Raw genomic sequence first — 13310 nt, forward strand, 5'->3', positions numbered from 1 at the left:
TCTTCTTATTAGAACACTAGCACCTTACATATTTTCGTTTAAAACCGAGTTGCCCCTTATCTATCGCCTTTTGCAGATTAACAGAAGCATCCAAAAGCTTGGTTTTATTGTTGTTACCATTAACCTCCACCGGTCCTACTTCCTTCGCGATTGTGACCGCCTTCTCATGAAGAGGCAGATAGGATACTCCCACAGTATAAATGAAATTGTTCATCGCATATTTTGTACGTTCAGGTGCATCATGAATGGTGCTTGCCACAAGATCCAACATAGCAGCTATTTTCTCTTCCGAAAATTCACCATCTGGACGATTGCCGAGCAGCCAACAGTAGCAGCTCCACCCTGCCGACATTTTTAGCTCTACATCGCTTGCAATCCACCTATCAGCAACTTCTTGTGCAATATCCGTTTCTGCCAAAGTTACGGCGACTACATAATCCGATAGCATATAAAAATAAGCTCGGTCTATCCAACGCTCAAAGTCCTTCTCCGTCATCACTTTAGGATCAGCAATCATCCCTGCAAAATACATAGCATCGTAATTTCCTGTAGCATAAAGTTCCTCAGCCAATGGCTGGTTACGTTTTATTTTTCTAAAGAGCGGCTTCATCGCTCCTGTCGCCACACCAAAAAGCGGTTCGTGCGCACCATTCGACTGATATATTTTCTTGGTTCGTTCCTTGCCGAGAGCTTCAAGCTCTTGCATGACCATTTCTAGATCCATTGTCCGCACTTCCTTTTTTAAAGGTTTATATGATTGTATATGTTCCATTCAGACTCTGTCCGTTGGCTGCTTCGCAAAATAATGCTTCACCGCATATTTGAATGCGTTGATGTAAAAGGAATGAGCCTCCCTGCTCACTTGCGCTTTCGGATGGATGATATCAAAGCCATGATAACAGCCTTGGAACATTTTAAATTCGACCGGTACTCCAGCACTCCGCAGGTTTTCTACATATTGAATAGTTTCATCCCTGAACGGTTCGATGTCTCCAACAAAAGTAACGGTTGGCGGCAAATTGCTGTAATCCGTTGCCCTTGCGGCAGCTGCATATGGAGGCACATCTCCACCGTATAACTTCCCAAGGTACAGCTTCCATGCCCACAGATTATAATCAGAATTCCAGATTGGCGCATGATTAGCTTTGGCAGATTCGGTATCCATTCGGTCATCGATCATCGGATAGATCGGCATTTGAAAAGCGATACTGACCTCTTCCTGGTCTCTTGCGTACAACGTAAGAGCAGCCGTAAGTCCGCCACCTGCGCTTTCTCCTCCAACCATCAGCTGGTCTTCTCTTATACCGAGCTCCTTGGCATGACTTTTCATCCACAAAAGCGTGTCGTAACAGTCATCCAGTGCAGCAGGATATGGGGCTTCAATGGATAGACGGTAATCGGGTGCAACAACAACACACGGACTGGCATGGATTAGTCGTTTGTACGCTCCACCAAACATCTCCGGGATGCCCATTGCATAGCCACCGCCGTGAATCCAAAGAACGCCAGGTACTTGGCTAGTGTCTCCAAGCGGCTTATAGATCCGAATTCGCAGCTTCGAGCCGTCTCTTCGCGTTATCCACTCTTCGCTGCAATGAAGACCCTCGATGTTCTTTCCCGCTGATCGATCCGATCGCTTCTTCAATTTATACATCGCCTTCTGCCATTTCTGTTCACTCTTCGATTTCATCAGTGAATCGAACAGCTTTCCTCTGAATCGCAGTTGCTTATCGATCATATCGGTCGTCACTTTCATCTTATCACCTCTTTTTTCGATTTCATGCAATATAGAACTCCGGAATCAAAAGACTATATTAAACACTATAGACCACTTGAAGACATAAATAAAAATGAGCCCGGTATAATTACCGGACTCATTTCATCAAACTGCTTGATACATATTATATCTAGCTATTTAAAGACACTTCACAGATGAAAACAGCTTCATAGACATTAAGGCTTCGACACCGATACAAGGAGTTCGTTATCACCGGAGATAACTGTCACTTCAGGCGGTAGAACCAGGTCTTTCACGAAGAGCGTTTCTCCGATTTCCATCGCGCTGATGTCCAGCTCAACTATAGACGGCAGGTCTTTCGGTAGTGCCTCCACTTCCACATACGGGTCTTGGATTTGCACAACTCCACCCCACTTCGCTCCGGCAGGAATACCTATGATCTTGACCCCTAGCTTCGTCCGAATGATCTCATCGGTTTGAACAAGCTGAAAATCGACATGCAAAGGTGCACGGGTTACTGGGTTCCGTTGAAGATCTTCCAACAGAACGATAAACGAATGATCGCCTTCGATCTTCAGTTCAATAAATCCAGAAGCCCCCTTCTTTATCCACTTTTCAAATTGTTTGGTGCATATATGAATAATTTGATTGTCTGCGTTTTTCCCGAATACAACCCCTGGCAAACGCCCCTCCCGACGTAAATTACGTAGTCCAGAAGGATTCAATTGCGGACGTCTTTCTGTATGAATGTATGTAGCCATGCTCTACCTCTCCTTTTCAATGAGTGATCTTAGCGCGCATTAATAGCAGCCGTCGAACCGCCCCTGAGTGGGGACCAATAGAGAAACACAGCATCACGACCTCCATCCTTTTTCGGGTAGATAGTAATACATTAATGTAAAAAACCCACAAATATAGACGAAAGCACTCCGCTCTGGGTGAGTGGAATGCCTATGGGTTTCACCAACCATACCATATATTGTTATTAATGTCGATGAATTACTATTCTATAATACATTGTTCCATCACATGGGATCCAGGGTAATAACTTAAATAATACTCATCTATAAAGGAGATTGTAATGTTTTTTAATACTTGGATGGATCTGTTTCGAGTTGTTATTATCGGTATTATAAGTTATATCTCGCTTATTCTTATGGTAAGACTGTCTGGCAAACGAGCGCTTTCTCAAATGAACGCTTTTGATTTTACCGTTTCGGTTGCGCTCGGTTCCATTCTCTCTTCGGTAGTCTTAAATAAGCAAATATCCTTGAGTGAAGGTTTAACCGCCTTGGCTCTGCTGATTGGAATGCAGTTTCTGTTATCACAGCTTTCTTTAAGAAAACCTTGGTTTCGTGAAATGCTGACATCAGACCCTCAATTACTGTGTTACAAAGGCGTTTATATCAGAAGCGCTATGAAAAAAGCAAGAATCAACAGAGAGGATATTTACCAAGCTGCCAGGAACCAAGGTATTCAAACTATGGATGAGGTAAGCTTCGTTGTTCTTGAAAGCAATGGGAAGCTATCCATTATTTCTTCATCAAACGAATCCCGAGCCGATTTGCTAGATGACCTGGGTGAGGAATCTTAAGACGGGAACAGCGCAGATTTCGCTAGTTTAGTACAGTAATAAGACATTTAACATGCAATACAAAAACGGTAATAAGATCTTCTTACCTCAATACACGTCATGAAGGTGTCCTTCCCTCTTGCAGTTTAGCTCGGACACCTTTCTCTCTATTTTGTATCGTAATAATACGACCTACCATTTGCTAGCCTATAACTGAAATAAAGATGAAAAAAAAGGTAAGACTCTGAGCTCCAGTTCTTTGGAGTCAGAGTCTTATTCCGTCTGCATAAATAGTATGGATTATTGAACCTCTTTAAACGTACTAGCAGCATTGATGAACATGTCGCGTTTTTCATCCATCCGATTTTGAAGAGTCCAAAATAACAATTGAGTAAAGTTACCGTCGGTTTCTACAAGTGTGATCAGATAGCTAATTTTAATTTTGTCGATTTCCCCACTTAGCTCGAATTGTACAGCTGGCTGTCCATTGACCTCAATTTCCTTAGGTTCTGTTAGAGTGGCATTCAATAATGCTTGAGACATGGAGTCAGTAACCGCTGTAGAATAATCAGTCAAAGTAAAGTTATCGGCAAAAGTATCCTTACCCTCACGGAGAACCATCATATATTCTTCTTGTTGCATACGTGATGCTTGAATGTCAGCATCAGGAGACAGCTCAAGTTCGTATGACATAGAAGCAGGAATCGTAATCTCTGCCTTCTTGTCATCGCTCGTCATGGTGGTTACTTCTGTATTCTGATCGTCTTTGTTGTTAGGATCTGTAGATTCAGGGGGCGAAGTAGATGTAGATGCTGGAGTTGTTGGTGTTTCCTTTAATACCTTAAATGATTCAATCGCCTGTAAAAGCTCTTCTTTGTTAGCTTCAAATTTAGATTGTGTAGACCATGTAATAATTTGATAGAAAGAGCCGCCCTTTTCAAGTAAAGCTACTAAATAATGGACTTTCACCTTCTGCGCCTCACCGGTAATTTCAAATAGCTGAGCTTCAGTAGAATCCACATTTATTGTTTTGTTGTTAGATTCCTCCGCATTTGTTATAGACAAGTCAATGTTATTCATAAATATAGCTTTGAAATCATCTAATGTAGCACCGTCCGCCATATTCGATTTCAGAAGAGAATTTACTATTGCATACTTTTCATTTTTTCTTTCGGAAACTGCCAGAATGGCCTGTTCATTAAGAGCTGGGTCCTCTACCCATACCTCATCCAAAGTTAACTGGACTTGCCCGTCTTTAGAAGTAAAAATTTTTCCCTCTTTGCCACCACTGGATGTATTACTTCCGTTGTTACTTGAATTACAGGCTGAAATAAAAAGAACAGTTAACAGCAAAATAATGAGTACCTTGCCGGTACTACGTTTACTTTGTTTTCTCAATTTGTTCTCTCCTCTTCCTTATGTATAATAAGTTACTCTTAAACCTGTTATTGATTTTCGAATCACATATATGGGTTTTTCGTAAAAAAATGTAACTTCCTGACTTTATTGCGGAACTGCCATCTGTCTGAAAGCCGAGTATAATTTCGACAACAATACAGCAGAATCCAGTCCAAGTTATTGTAATTGCAGGTAATGGATTCGACTAGACCATTATATTAACTGCAACACGTATTTATACAGAATAAATTTTTTGTTTACTTAGATGCGGTTCACCGCGGCGTAACCGACTTGCGATGGCAATCAGCATTTGCAGTCAGCTCTGGGTGACCCAGCAGGACCTTTTCGTCCTGAGCCATACGGGTCTTCCGCTACTTCTCGAAGTCAGTAGAATTTTGTTGCTTTCTAAGTAGCAATTCCAATCGATGTGTTTTCATATTCTGCATTAGCTAATGCTTTGAGAATAAAATGTGCCACGTCAGCACGTGGTATTGATCTTGAGTTCTTTGGTACACTCGTCGTAGATTCTCTGTACTTTCCTGAAAGGGGACGATTGGTTAAGCCCAAGGGTTTCACAATGGTGTAGTTCAGTCCATGCGCTTCAATATAATCCGTAGCAGCCCTGTGATCTGCTAGAGTATTCTTAAGCATTCTCATGATCAGTTTCCCGCTTATCCCTGGTAGTTCTTTATGAATTCCTGCAGATGCGGTGTAGACGATTCGTTTCACATCATGTTCCTGCATGCCAGTGACAATATTTTTCGCCATCTCTTGGAGATCCGTTGATTTTTTCATCCCTTGATTAGAGCCTAAGCATGACACGACCGCATCATGACCAGCAATTGCTGCTGCGACTTCTGCTTGGTTGAAAGCATCTCCTTTTATAATTTTTAAATTATCGTGTGTAACTTCCAGCTTTGTTGGTGTTGGTGTCCGTACAAATGCTGTTACCTCAAAGCCATTCTCTACTGCCTGCTTCACGACAGACTGACCTACACCGCCCGTTGCTCCGAAAACAATAATTTTCATAGCCCTTCACCTTTCTTTCCGATCATTTTTTACACTTCTTGATAATATCAAAGTAAATCTTAATTGAAAACCGCTATCCAGTAGCCGGATGAGCGGTTTTTGCATTCTACTTCTCCTGCTCTTTTATCACCTGCTCAATCCCGAGAAGAATCAGCTTTAATCCGAAATCAAACGCACGATCCGTCCCCATCAGCTTGAACAGCCCATTTGTGAACATGCTCCGAAATAGTCCTGCTTCCGCTTCGCTCATGGAGTCCAGAAGACGGATCATCTCCTCACCCGGAAGTGGCTTCTGTTCCTTAAGGATGGCGGTGACATTGCGCTCATGCTGGTAATCATCTAGAACGAAGTAGTAAACATAGTTCGCAAGCGTAGTAACCACTTGTATTTTCTCCTCTTGCTCAAGCGGTGTCGATTCTACACAAAGAAGCATGCGGTTGGTGTAACGAATGATGTCCGGTTCATGGGGCAGCGTCATCATCATAAGCTGCGTAGAGCAGGGATAGCGGCTAAGCACGCTCCGTACTGTTACTGCAAGCGCAGTCAGCTGTTCCTTCCAATCCCCTTCAGAGTGAAACTCCTCCAGAATTATTTTAGATACCTGGTTAGCTAAACGCTGGTAGAGATCCTGTTTGCCCTTGAAATACCAGTACAGAGAGGGAGCCTGAATCCCTAGCCTGTCGGCTAATCGTCTCATACTGAATTTCTCAATTCCCTCCTCTCCTAAGAGATCCCACGAGGCTTCCAAAATCTTATCTTCCGAAATTTGAGGCTGTTGCTTTTTTTTCATTGATATCCGCCCTTTTATCTAACAGTGTAAGTTTATGCTTTACAGATTCATAAGTTCATGATACCATCTAACACTGTTAGACTCAAACTAACACTGTTAGATAATCATGAAAAAGAAAGAAGTGATCCACATGGATGCAGAAAACCTCCATTATTTCGAAAAAGCACCGGTTGCAAAAGCCGTAGCTCACTTTGCAGTACCGATGATGCTAGGCACGTCAATGAGTGTCATCTATTCCATCTTGAATGCCTACTTCCTTGGTACGCTCCACAATACTGCCGTGTTAACCGCTCTCGCATTAACCTTACCGTTATTCGCGATCATTATGGCGCTAGGCAACCTGATTGGGGTGGGCAGCGGTACGTTCATCTCCCGTTTGCTAGGAGAGAAAAAATATGATGAGGTAAAACATGTATCTTCATTCGCTTTTTACAGCAGCTTAGTTCTCGGTCTTATCATGATGGCTGTCGGCCTCCCGTTAATTGATTCCATTGTTCAAGGATTAGGGGCAACACCCGAATCCTTCCGATTTACGAAGGACTATGTCACAGTTATGCTTATCGGCTCACCATTCGTCGTATTGTTCTTTACACTGGAAAATATCGTACGCTCAGAAGGTGCAGCAATCACGTCGATGATCGGTATGATTCTCAGTGTTGTCGTAAATATTATCCTCGACGCGCTAGTCATTTTCGTCTTCCATTGGGGCATAATCGGCGTTGCATCCGCTACAGTCGTCTCCAACTTGGTTGCGAGTGTATTCTACGCCTTCCATATGGGATACAAGAGTCAATTTTTAACGATATCCGTAAACTGGTTCAAGGCTACCAAGGACATTCTAGGCAATGTATTCAAAATTGGAACTCCTGTCTTTATTATGAGTATCTTCATGGGTGCAATGTCGCTCATCTTTAACCATTTTCTTGTCGAATATGGTGATATGGCCGTAGCAGCATACGGAATTTCATCTCGTTTATTGCAATTGCCTGAGTTTATACTGATGGGATTATGCGAGGGAGTCGTGCCGCTTATTGCCTTCTCTTTTACAGCGAATAAATTACGCATGAAGCAGACGATTGGATTCACGTTCAAAGCCATTATGGGGTTAGCCGTCGTGTTCGGCATCATCGTCTATTTCATTTCCGATAACCTAATTGGTTTATTTACGAATGACCCGCAATTAATTGAAATGGGCAGCTACATTCTGCATGTAACATTCTTATCCTTATTCGTTTCAGGAATGACCACGTTATTTATGGGGATCTTCCAGGCAACAGCGCAAGGAACTGCAGCATTTATTATGTCAATTATTCAAGGAATTACTCTGATTCCTGTGCTCTATATAGCCAATCATATGAATGGCTTTCACGGAGTGGTCTGGTCGCTTGTCATTGCAGATACTGTCGCATTCCTTGTTGGTGCCATCATGATGTATGTTTTGCGGAACAAATTACAGCCTGATTTGGATAGCTTAGTACAGTAAAAAACATAGAACATGCAAAAAGGCAGAATCAGTTTACTCCCTGATCCTGCCTTCAATTTATTTTTAATAGCTTGGTTTCCCCGGTTCGTAAAACCTCAGATAAAGGAAGCCTATAACTCTCCCTCAAGAAACTTGATGAGGTACATTTCAGACTGCTTGAGGAAATATGCCGTGTTTTTAACATCGATTATATCTTCCTTCTATTGATTCAGATTCCTCAGTTACTAGCTCTGTAAATCCTAGACTACTTTTTCTCTTCTTCTTGTAAGGTGGCTGTCCCGCCTATTAAACAGGTAATCTCAATATCATCAATGTCTATCATCTTATCTTTCTGTGCATCATAGTACTCCCCAAATAGAAATAATGACTCCCTTTTTCTATTCAATAAATAAGGAAAAATTTCTTCACAAAATTCTGTAACACTTTTAAACATACTCTCCGGTGCAATCCCCGATTCATCGATAACCAACACTTCTTTGTGTTCAATAAGAGCAGGGTTGCGATTTAAATGGTACAGTTGAAAAGAGGTACCCTTGCGATACACTTCATAAATTGGAATTTCTATATTTTCAATAAAATCTCCATCCGTATATTTCAAGGTAAACTTTACGGCCATCTTCATTCTCCTTTCAACACGAATGCTAATTTTAGATTTAGCAGTGGTATTCCATTTCGCCCTACTTATGATACGGTTCCCCGCGGTTAATCTTCACCGCGCGGTAAATCTGCTCCACGAGCACAAGACGCATGAGCTGATGCGGTAAAGTCATTCGCCCGAAGCTCAGACGCTGTTGTGCACGGCGAAGCACCGCATTCGACAACCCATTGCTACCGCCAATCACAAAGACGATATGACTTGTCCCATAAGTACCGAGCTTATCGATCTCCGCAGCTAAATCTTCCGAACTCCACAGCTGACCATCCAGTGCTAACGCAATCACGTGGGCATCCCCTTTAATATGACCAAGGATCTTCTCACCCTCACGGTCCTTCACATTCTGAATCTCCGCATCACTCATGTTTTCGGGTGCTTTTTCATCCGGAACTTCAATCACCTGGAACTTGATATAAGGAGCAAGACGTTTTGCATACTCCTGGATGCCCTGCACTAGATACTTTTCTTTTAATTTCCCTACACTAATAATTTGAATAAACATATTCTACATACCTCCTATATAACACGGCTATTCACCGTTATGTACTAACATCCACGCTTAATTTATACCTTTGCTCATCTTCTTAATCCACTTACCATCTACGTTATATATACAAACAAAAAGAGCGCAAACCTCACGCTCTCCCCATGTTTACTATTCAACTATATCCGTGCGAAGCATGAACCTCTTATACGACTAGGAACTCCGCGTTGTTATCACATTCTGAGCACTTTACCGGCGGGTCCCAGTCGGAGAATTCGGTTTCTTTCAAATCTACAATATCGGGTGCATCCTCGAATTCATCAACAAACTGGTCAATGGCATGCTCCACATGATCTTTACATACGGTGTACATTCACTCAAGCATCCTTTCTGTCTTTACCCTTCTTACGGCTGTGTCCTTATGCCTTGAGGCAAACGCCCTCACATCTGGACATGCTCCTTCTCTTGTTCTACCATACCTGCGCGTGAAAAGAAACCCTTTATCCTTTTTCTCCCCTAACAATTGGGTAGAATAGGACTTTTCATCGTGACCTTTGCTGCTGCCTGTGTTTAGCCTTCCCAGATCGAGTAACCCGCCATGCATGATGAGCAAATAAAAAACGGCTTCCACCTGCCTGGGGAAAACCGTTTTTCGCTTTGGTGCTATTCATTAGGTTTATCTGTAAGCTTAGTGGAAACTTCCGTCAGCTTCCCATCACGATAAAACTTTATTTTGAGTTCCTCGCCAATTTTCTTCTTCTCATACAGGTGTTTACGCAGATCGAGTGTTGATTTAATTTTCTTTCCATCGAACTCCACAATGACGTCATTCATCTTAAGTCCCGCTTCGTCCGCTGGACCGGATGATTCGAGCACGATCACGCCTTCCTCAACGGAATCAGGCAGCTTCATCTCTTCCCGCTGTTCTTTATCGAGCGGAGCGTAGGGGCTGGTTAAATCTACGGTGTAGACACCGAGATAAGGACGAGATACTTTTCCATCCACCATCAGATCATCGACAATCGTCATCACATCATGCGTTGGAATTGCAAATCCAAGCCCTTCTACACCAGTATCCGCAATCTTCATCGTATTAATACCAACCAAATTCCCCTCTAAATCAACCAGAGCACCACCGCTGTTCCCTTCATTAATGGCAGCATCCGTCTGAATGACAGACTGTTCCCAGTCATAGACTCCATCCTGGTTAATAGAGACCGGAATCTGACGATCAATATAGCTTACAATCCCTCTTGTCATCGTACCGCCAAGTCCTAATGGGTTTCCGATGGCAAGTACGGTCTGACCTCGGCGCAGTTTGGTAGAATCTCCGAGCTCCACTGCTGTATTAATTCCACTGCTATCAATGGACAGCACAGCAATATCACTGATTCGGTCTTTACCGATCAGTTCTGCTTCCTTAGATACACCATCTACAGTTACAGCTTCTAGGTTCTCCCCACGATCGACAACATGATGATTGGTCATGATATATGCCTTTTTACCTTCAATTTTAAAAATAACGCCCGACCCTAAAGCCGAATCCGAAATTTTAGAACCTTCAACGTCTTTATGGCTCACAATACTTACTACAGCCGGACGAACCTTATCTCCCGCTTGCATGATTTGTGTCTCGTAAGAGTCAGTCCCTCCGCTTGCATAAGAACTTTGTCCGGCAAAAGCCATTTGTGTATCTCCTGGATATACAATCCACGCAAATAAAGTCACAGATACAATGGCGCTGATCACCGAGCTGATTACAGCAACCTGAATCGTTGAAAACGTGGAAGATTCCGTATTCTTTACTGTTTTCGGCCACCATCTTTTGCGGCTGACTCTAATTCGGTTTGGAAGATTTCCGGTCCGTTTTGATACTTTGGTGGAATAAAACTCATCGTCAAACAATCCCATTGGATTCTCTCCCCTCGTATCACTTGCATCAAGACCGTTTACTGCCTTAATACGTGCTTATTTCTCTGTTCACATGAATTATTATCTATAAAAATTGCTACAGGTCTCATATCTTCTCTACTATAGTTAACACATATGAAACGAAAAAGTTTCGAAAAAAGGGTAAGAAATCAGTCTCTATTACATATATCACCATCATTTTACCGCTTTAAGCGCGGCAACGTAAATGGATTATAAACCTCATTTTTTGACCACACAAGCCGAAAAAACAAGGTCTTTATTCCCATTTTTATACCAAAATGAAACTCCATAAAAAAGCTTTTCTAGCATAGCATGACCCTTACTCCTCAAGAAACAGGAAAAAACAGGAATGTTTTTGCCCCTGTCTGACTACAATACAATTAAGAGCTTACTAGACTCGCTGAAAGTTTCATATAATTCGCTGCCCAAATCAGAAGGAGGTATCATGATGAATCGTGTATACACGGCTATGGAAGAGGTCGGTCTTGCCGCCAAATTAGCGGATCTCAAAGAAGAGCATTACCGCAACACGCTTGCGTTAAGTACCATCATTGAGCTGCTTATCGAAAAAAACATCCTTACCCGGGAAGAGGTAGAAAAAAAAGCTGCCGACCTCGACAGCTTTATGGAGAACTCACCTTATCCCACGGTGTAGGCCGGTCATAATACGTCTCACAAAGTTGGAATTCGCTATCCTTATAGAAACATCCTCGTTCTTCCATTGCATTTCGTACCGTAAGTTTGGCGAGTTCCATCATATTATGATCACGGCTCAGATGAGCCAAATATACACGTTTCGTAATTCCATTCATCAGTTCGCTAAGGGCAGCACCTGCTGCTTCATTAGACAGGTGACCAAGGTCGCCCATAATCCGTCTTTTGGTATTCCATGGGTATCGTCCCATTCGCAGCATATCAATATCATGATTGGCCTCTAATACCATGACATCTGCATCTGAGATCGCATCGCGAACTTTATCACTCATGTAGCCAAGATCGGTTGCCACACTAAGTTTTTCTTTCCCATCATAGAAAGAGTAACCTACAGGCTCTGCTGCATCATGAGAAATACCAAACGACTCCACGCGAAGTGATTTAAACTCTGTTACCTCTCCGCTCTCCAAAATTCGAATATTTTCCTCAGCGATTTTACCAATCGATTTGTGCATCGCTTTCCATGTGTTCGTGTTCGCATAGATCGGTAAATTATATTTCCGCGCTACCGCACCAAGACCCCGAATATGGTCTGAATGTTCATGTGTAACTAAAATTCCGTCCAGTTGTGACCCCAGCATGTCCCGCTCTAGCATGAGTTCATCGATTCGCTTCGCACTGAGTCCTGCATCTATTAATAAAGCCGTATCATCATTACGAACGACCGTCGCATTCCCTGTCGAACCACTCGACAACACGGTAAAACGTATCCCCATAACTCATTACTCCTCCGGTTTTTCTGTCTTCGGACTAATCACCTCTCCGCTGATGCCCTGAACATAATAGGTCTGCCCGCCTTCGAGCACAAATCTCCACGCAGGGGCTGCCACTTGGCTGTCCGAGTTAAACTCCTCACCATAATATCCAAGCGTGATATCCTGTACGACCGCTTCATTCGGTAAAAAGAGCTCGACCAGCGTGCCAAGTGCCTTGGAAGCCGGAAGCACTTGTTGTTCTTCTTCGAATGTTGACATCTCAATCGGTGATTGCCGGTAAGCTGTTATTTTCTGATTTGAATAATATAACTCTAAATTCACGTGAAAAAGAGGCCATTTTTGCTCCGCAAGCGGATGTAAAATAAATCGGTCTGAAGCATCCAGATTCGCAAGCGGGTCCAGTTTATACTGGTCGATATCTGGAATTGTCTTTTTCAGCGCAGCCGCCATCTCTTTTTCAGAGAATACAAGTTTACTATCAATAGGCTGATCAAGCTGCACGATTCCCGCTGCCTTGTCCCCATTAAGATATCGATAGGTCAGCTTTGGCATAACAGGTGTGTCGCTTGGAATGGGCGCAAGAATCTGAATTCCCTTCTCTTCCATCAGTCGCTGTGTACTGTCACCAAGAGAAGTATAATCAAGACTTGAGCCGGCCGATTCCCGTGCATCCACCCACAACTGATAACCTAGAACCAGGTTCAGCAGCAGAAAAGCATATATTAATACATTCTTGGCACGGCCAAAGTCCATCTTTTCACCTCATTTCATTATAGACCACCTGTGCAGGCCAGTCCA

General features: G+C 42.8%; 15 protein-coding genes. 3 read left to right on the forward strand and 12 right to left on the reverse strand.

What is annotated here, in order from left to right; all coding sequences use genetic code 11:
- Positions 1 to 16 precede the first annotated feature (16 nt).
- From KJS58_RS04725 to KJS58_RS04735, 3 genes are all read right to left on the reverse strand, one after another.
- A complete protein-coding gene (locus KJS58_RS04725; RefSeq protein ID WP_213530912.1) occupies positions 17 to 724 on the reverse strand; it encodes a DNA alkylation repair protein in 708 nt (235 codons plus the stop codon).
- A 48-nt stretch (positions 725 to 772) separates the two neighbouring features.
- Positions 773 to 1756 (reverse strand): alpha/beta hydrolase, encoded by a 984-nt coding sequence (locus KJS58_RS04730; protein ID WP_213530914.1) that lies wholly within the window; start codon positions 1754 to 1756, stop codon positions 773 to 775.
- Between the two features lie 197 nt (positions 1757 to 1953).
- Positions 1954 to 2499, reverse strand: coding sequence for a 50S ribosomal protein L25 (locus KJS58_RS04735; protein ID WP_213530916.1), 546 nt, complete (start codon positions 2497 to 2499; stop codon positions 1954 to 1956).
- A 320-nt stretch (positions 2500 to 2819) separates the two neighbouring features.
- Here KJS58_RS04735 and KJS58_RS04740 point away from each other — a divergent pair, with 320 nt between their 5' ends.
- The gene (locus KJS58_RS04740; protein WP_213530918.1) at positions 2820 to 3332 is read left to right on the forward strand and encodes a DUF421 domain-containing protein; all 513 of its coding nucleotides are present in this window, start codon (positions 2820 to 2822) and stop codon (positions 3330 to 3332) included.
- Between the two features lie 279 nt (positions 3333 to 3611).
- Here KJS58_RS04740 and KJS58_RS04745 read toward each other — a convergent pair whose 3' ends face one another.
- The 3 genes from KJS58_RS04745 to KJS58_RS04755 all read right to left on the reverse strand — a co-directional run bounded on the left by KJS58_RS04745 (position 3612) and on the right by KJS58_RS04755 (position 6528).
- Positions 3612 to 4709 carry a hypothetical protein gene (locus KJS58_RS04745; protein ID WP_213530920.1) on the reverse strand — a complete coding sequence of 366 codons (1098 nt, stop codon included), beginning with the start codon at positions 4707 to 4709 and terminating at the stop codon, positions 3612 to 3614.
- A gap of 405 nt (positions 4710 to 5114) precedes the next feature.
- Positions 5115 to 5738, reverse strand: coding sequence for an NAD(P)-dependent oxidoreductase (locus tag KJS58_RS04750; protein ID WP_213530922.1), 624 nt, complete (start codon positions 5736 to 5738; stop codon positions 5115 to 5117).
- A 106-nt stretch (positions 5739 to 5844) separates the two neighbouring features.
- Positions 5845 to 6528 (reverse strand): TetR/AcrR family transcriptional regulator, encoded by a 684-nt coding sequence (locus KJS58_RS04755; RefSeq protein WP_213530924.1) that lies wholly within the window; start codon positions 6526 to 6528, stop codon positions 5845 to 5847.
- A 130-nt stretch (positions 6529 to 6658) separates the two neighbouring features.
- Here KJS58_RS04755 and KJS58_RS04760 point away from each other — a divergent pair, with 130 nt between their 5' ends.
- Positions 6659 to 8011 (forward strand): MATE family efflux transporter, encoded by a 1353-nt coding sequence (locus KJS58_RS04760; protein ID WP_213531075.1) that lies wholly within the window; start codon positions 6659 to 6661, stop codon positions 8009 to 8011.
- 244 nt (positions 8012 to 8255) lie between these two features.
- On the opposite strand, the gene KJS58_RS04765 is transcribed toward KJS58_RS04760, so the two are convergent.
- The 4 genes from KJS58_RS04765 to KJS58_RS04780 all read right to left on the reverse strand — a co-directional run bounded on the left by KJS58_RS04765 (position 8256) and on the right by KJS58_RS04780 (position 11061).
- The gene (locus KJS58_RS04765) at positions 8256 to 8627 is read right to left on the reverse strand and encodes a hypothetical protein (RefSeq protein WP_213530926.1); all 372 of its coding nucleotides are present in this window, start codon (positions 8625 to 8627) and stop codon (positions 8256 to 8258) included.
- A 61-nt stretch (positions 8628 to 8688) separates the two neighbouring features.
- Positions 8689 to 9168, reverse strand: a complete 480-nt coding sequence (gene rlmH / locus KJS58_RS04770) for a 23S rRNA (pseudouridine(1915)-N(3))-methyltransferase RlmH (protein WP_213530928.1) — start codon at positions 9166 to 9168, stop codon at positions 8689 to 8691.
- Between the two features lie 187 nt (positions 9169 to 9355).
- Complete coding sequence (locus tag KJS58_RS04775; protein WP_160035581.1) at positions 9356 to 9523, reverse strand: CxxH/CxxC protein; 168 nt, start codon at positions 9521 to 9523, stop codon at positions 9356 to 9358.
- Positions 9524 to 9813: 290 nt separating this feature from the next.
- Positions 9814 to 11061 carry a S1C family serine protease gene (locus KJS58_RS04780; RefSeq protein WP_213530930.1) on the reverse strand — a complete coding sequence of 416 codons (1248 nt, stop codon included), beginning with the start codon at positions 11059 to 11061 and terminating at the stop codon, positions 9814 to 9816.
- A 469-nt stretch (positions 11062 to 11530) separates the two neighbouring features.
- Between KJS58_RS04780 and KJS58_RS04785 the strand changes: the two genes are divergently transcribed.
- A complete protein-coding gene (locus tag KJS58_RS04785) occupies positions 11531 to 11737 on the forward strand; it encodes a hypothetical protein (RefSeq protein WP_191802428.1) in 207 nt (68 codons plus the stop codon).
- Here KJS58_RS04785 and KJS58_RS04790 read toward each other — a convergent pair.
- Together KJS58_RS04790 and yycI are read right to left on the reverse strand one after the other, a co-directional pair.
- A complete protein-coding gene (locus KJS58_RS04790; RefSeq protein ID WP_213530932.1) occupies positions 11706 to 12512 on the reverse strand; it encodes an MBL fold metallo-hydrolase in 807 nt (268 codons plus the stop codon). The genes KJS58_RS04785 and KJS58_RS04790 overlap by 32 nt on opposite strands.
- A gap of 6 nt (positions 12513 to 12518) precedes the next feature.
- Positions 12519 to 13265, reverse strand: coding sequence for a two-component system regulatory protein YycI (gene yycI / locus KJS58_RS04795; RefSeq protein WP_213530934.1), 747 nt, complete (start codon positions 13263 to 13265; stop codon positions 12519 to 12521).
- Between the last annotated feature and the right edge of the window lie 45 nt (positions 13266 to 13310).

Origin of the sequence: Paenibacillus sp. J45TS6 (genome assembly GCF_018403285.1) — a bacterium.
Lineage (GTDB): Bacteria > Bacillota > Bacilli > Paenibacillales > Paenibacillaceae > Paenibacillus.

Bases quoted from the DNA above. Each gene is read 5' to 3' on its own strand.
- KJS58_RS04725 (WP_213530912.1), bottom strand. From the start codon at position 724: ATGGATCTAGAAATGGTCATGCAAGAGCTTGAAGCTCTCGGCAAGGAA.
- KJS58_RS04730 (WP_213530914.1), bottom strand. From the start codon at position 1,756: ATGAAAGTGACGACCGATATGATCGATAAGCAACTGCGATTCAGAGGA.
- KJS58_RS04735 (WP_213530916.1), bottom strand. From the start codon at position 2,499: ATGGCTACATACATTCATACAGAAAGACGTCCGCAATTGAATCCTTCT.
- KJS58_RS04740 (WP_213530918.1), top strand. From the start codon at position 2,820: ATGTTTTTTAATACTTGGATGGATCTGTTTCGAGTTGTTATTATCGGT.
- KJS58_RS04750 (WP_213530922.1), bottom strand. From the start codon at position 5,738: ATGAAAATTATTGTTTTCGGAGCAACGGGCGGTGTAGGTCAGTCTGTC.
- KJS58_RS04755 (WP_213530924.1), bottom strand. From the start codon at position 6,528: ATGAAAAAAAAGCAACAGCCTCAAATTTCGGAAGATAAGATTTTGGAA.
- KJS58_RS04760 (WP_213531075.1), top strand. From the start codon at position 6,659: ATGGATGCAGAAAACCTCCATTATTTCGAAAAAGCACCGGTTGCAAAA.
- KJS58_RS04765 (WP_213530926.1), bottom strand. From the start codon at position 8,627: ATGGCCGTAAAGTTTACCTTGAAATATACGGATGGAGATTTTATTGAA.
- rlmH (WP_213530928.1), bottom strand. From the start codon at position 9,168: ATGTTTATTCAAATTATTAGTGTAGGGAAATTAAAAGAAAAGTATCTA.
- KJS58_RS04775 (WP_160035581.1), bottom strand. From the start codon at position 9,523: ATGTACACCGTATGTAAAGATCATGTGGAGCATGCCATTGACCAGTTT.
- KJS58_RS04780 (WP_213530930.1), bottom strand. From the start codon at position 11,061: ATGGGATTGTTTGACGATGAGTTTTATTCCACCAAAGTATCAAAACGG.
- KJS58_RS04785 (WP_191802428.1), top strand. From the start codon at position 11,531: ATGAATCGTGTATACACGGCTATGGAAGAGGTCGGTCTTGCCGCCAAA.
- KJS58_RS04790 (WP_213530932.1), bottom strand. From the start codon at position 12,512: ATGGGGATACGTTTTACCGTGTTGTCGAGTGGTTCGACAGGGAATGCG.
- yycI (WP_213530934.1), bottom strand. From the start codon at position 13,265: ATGGACTTTGGCCGTGCCAAGAATGTATTAATATATGCTTTTCTGCTG.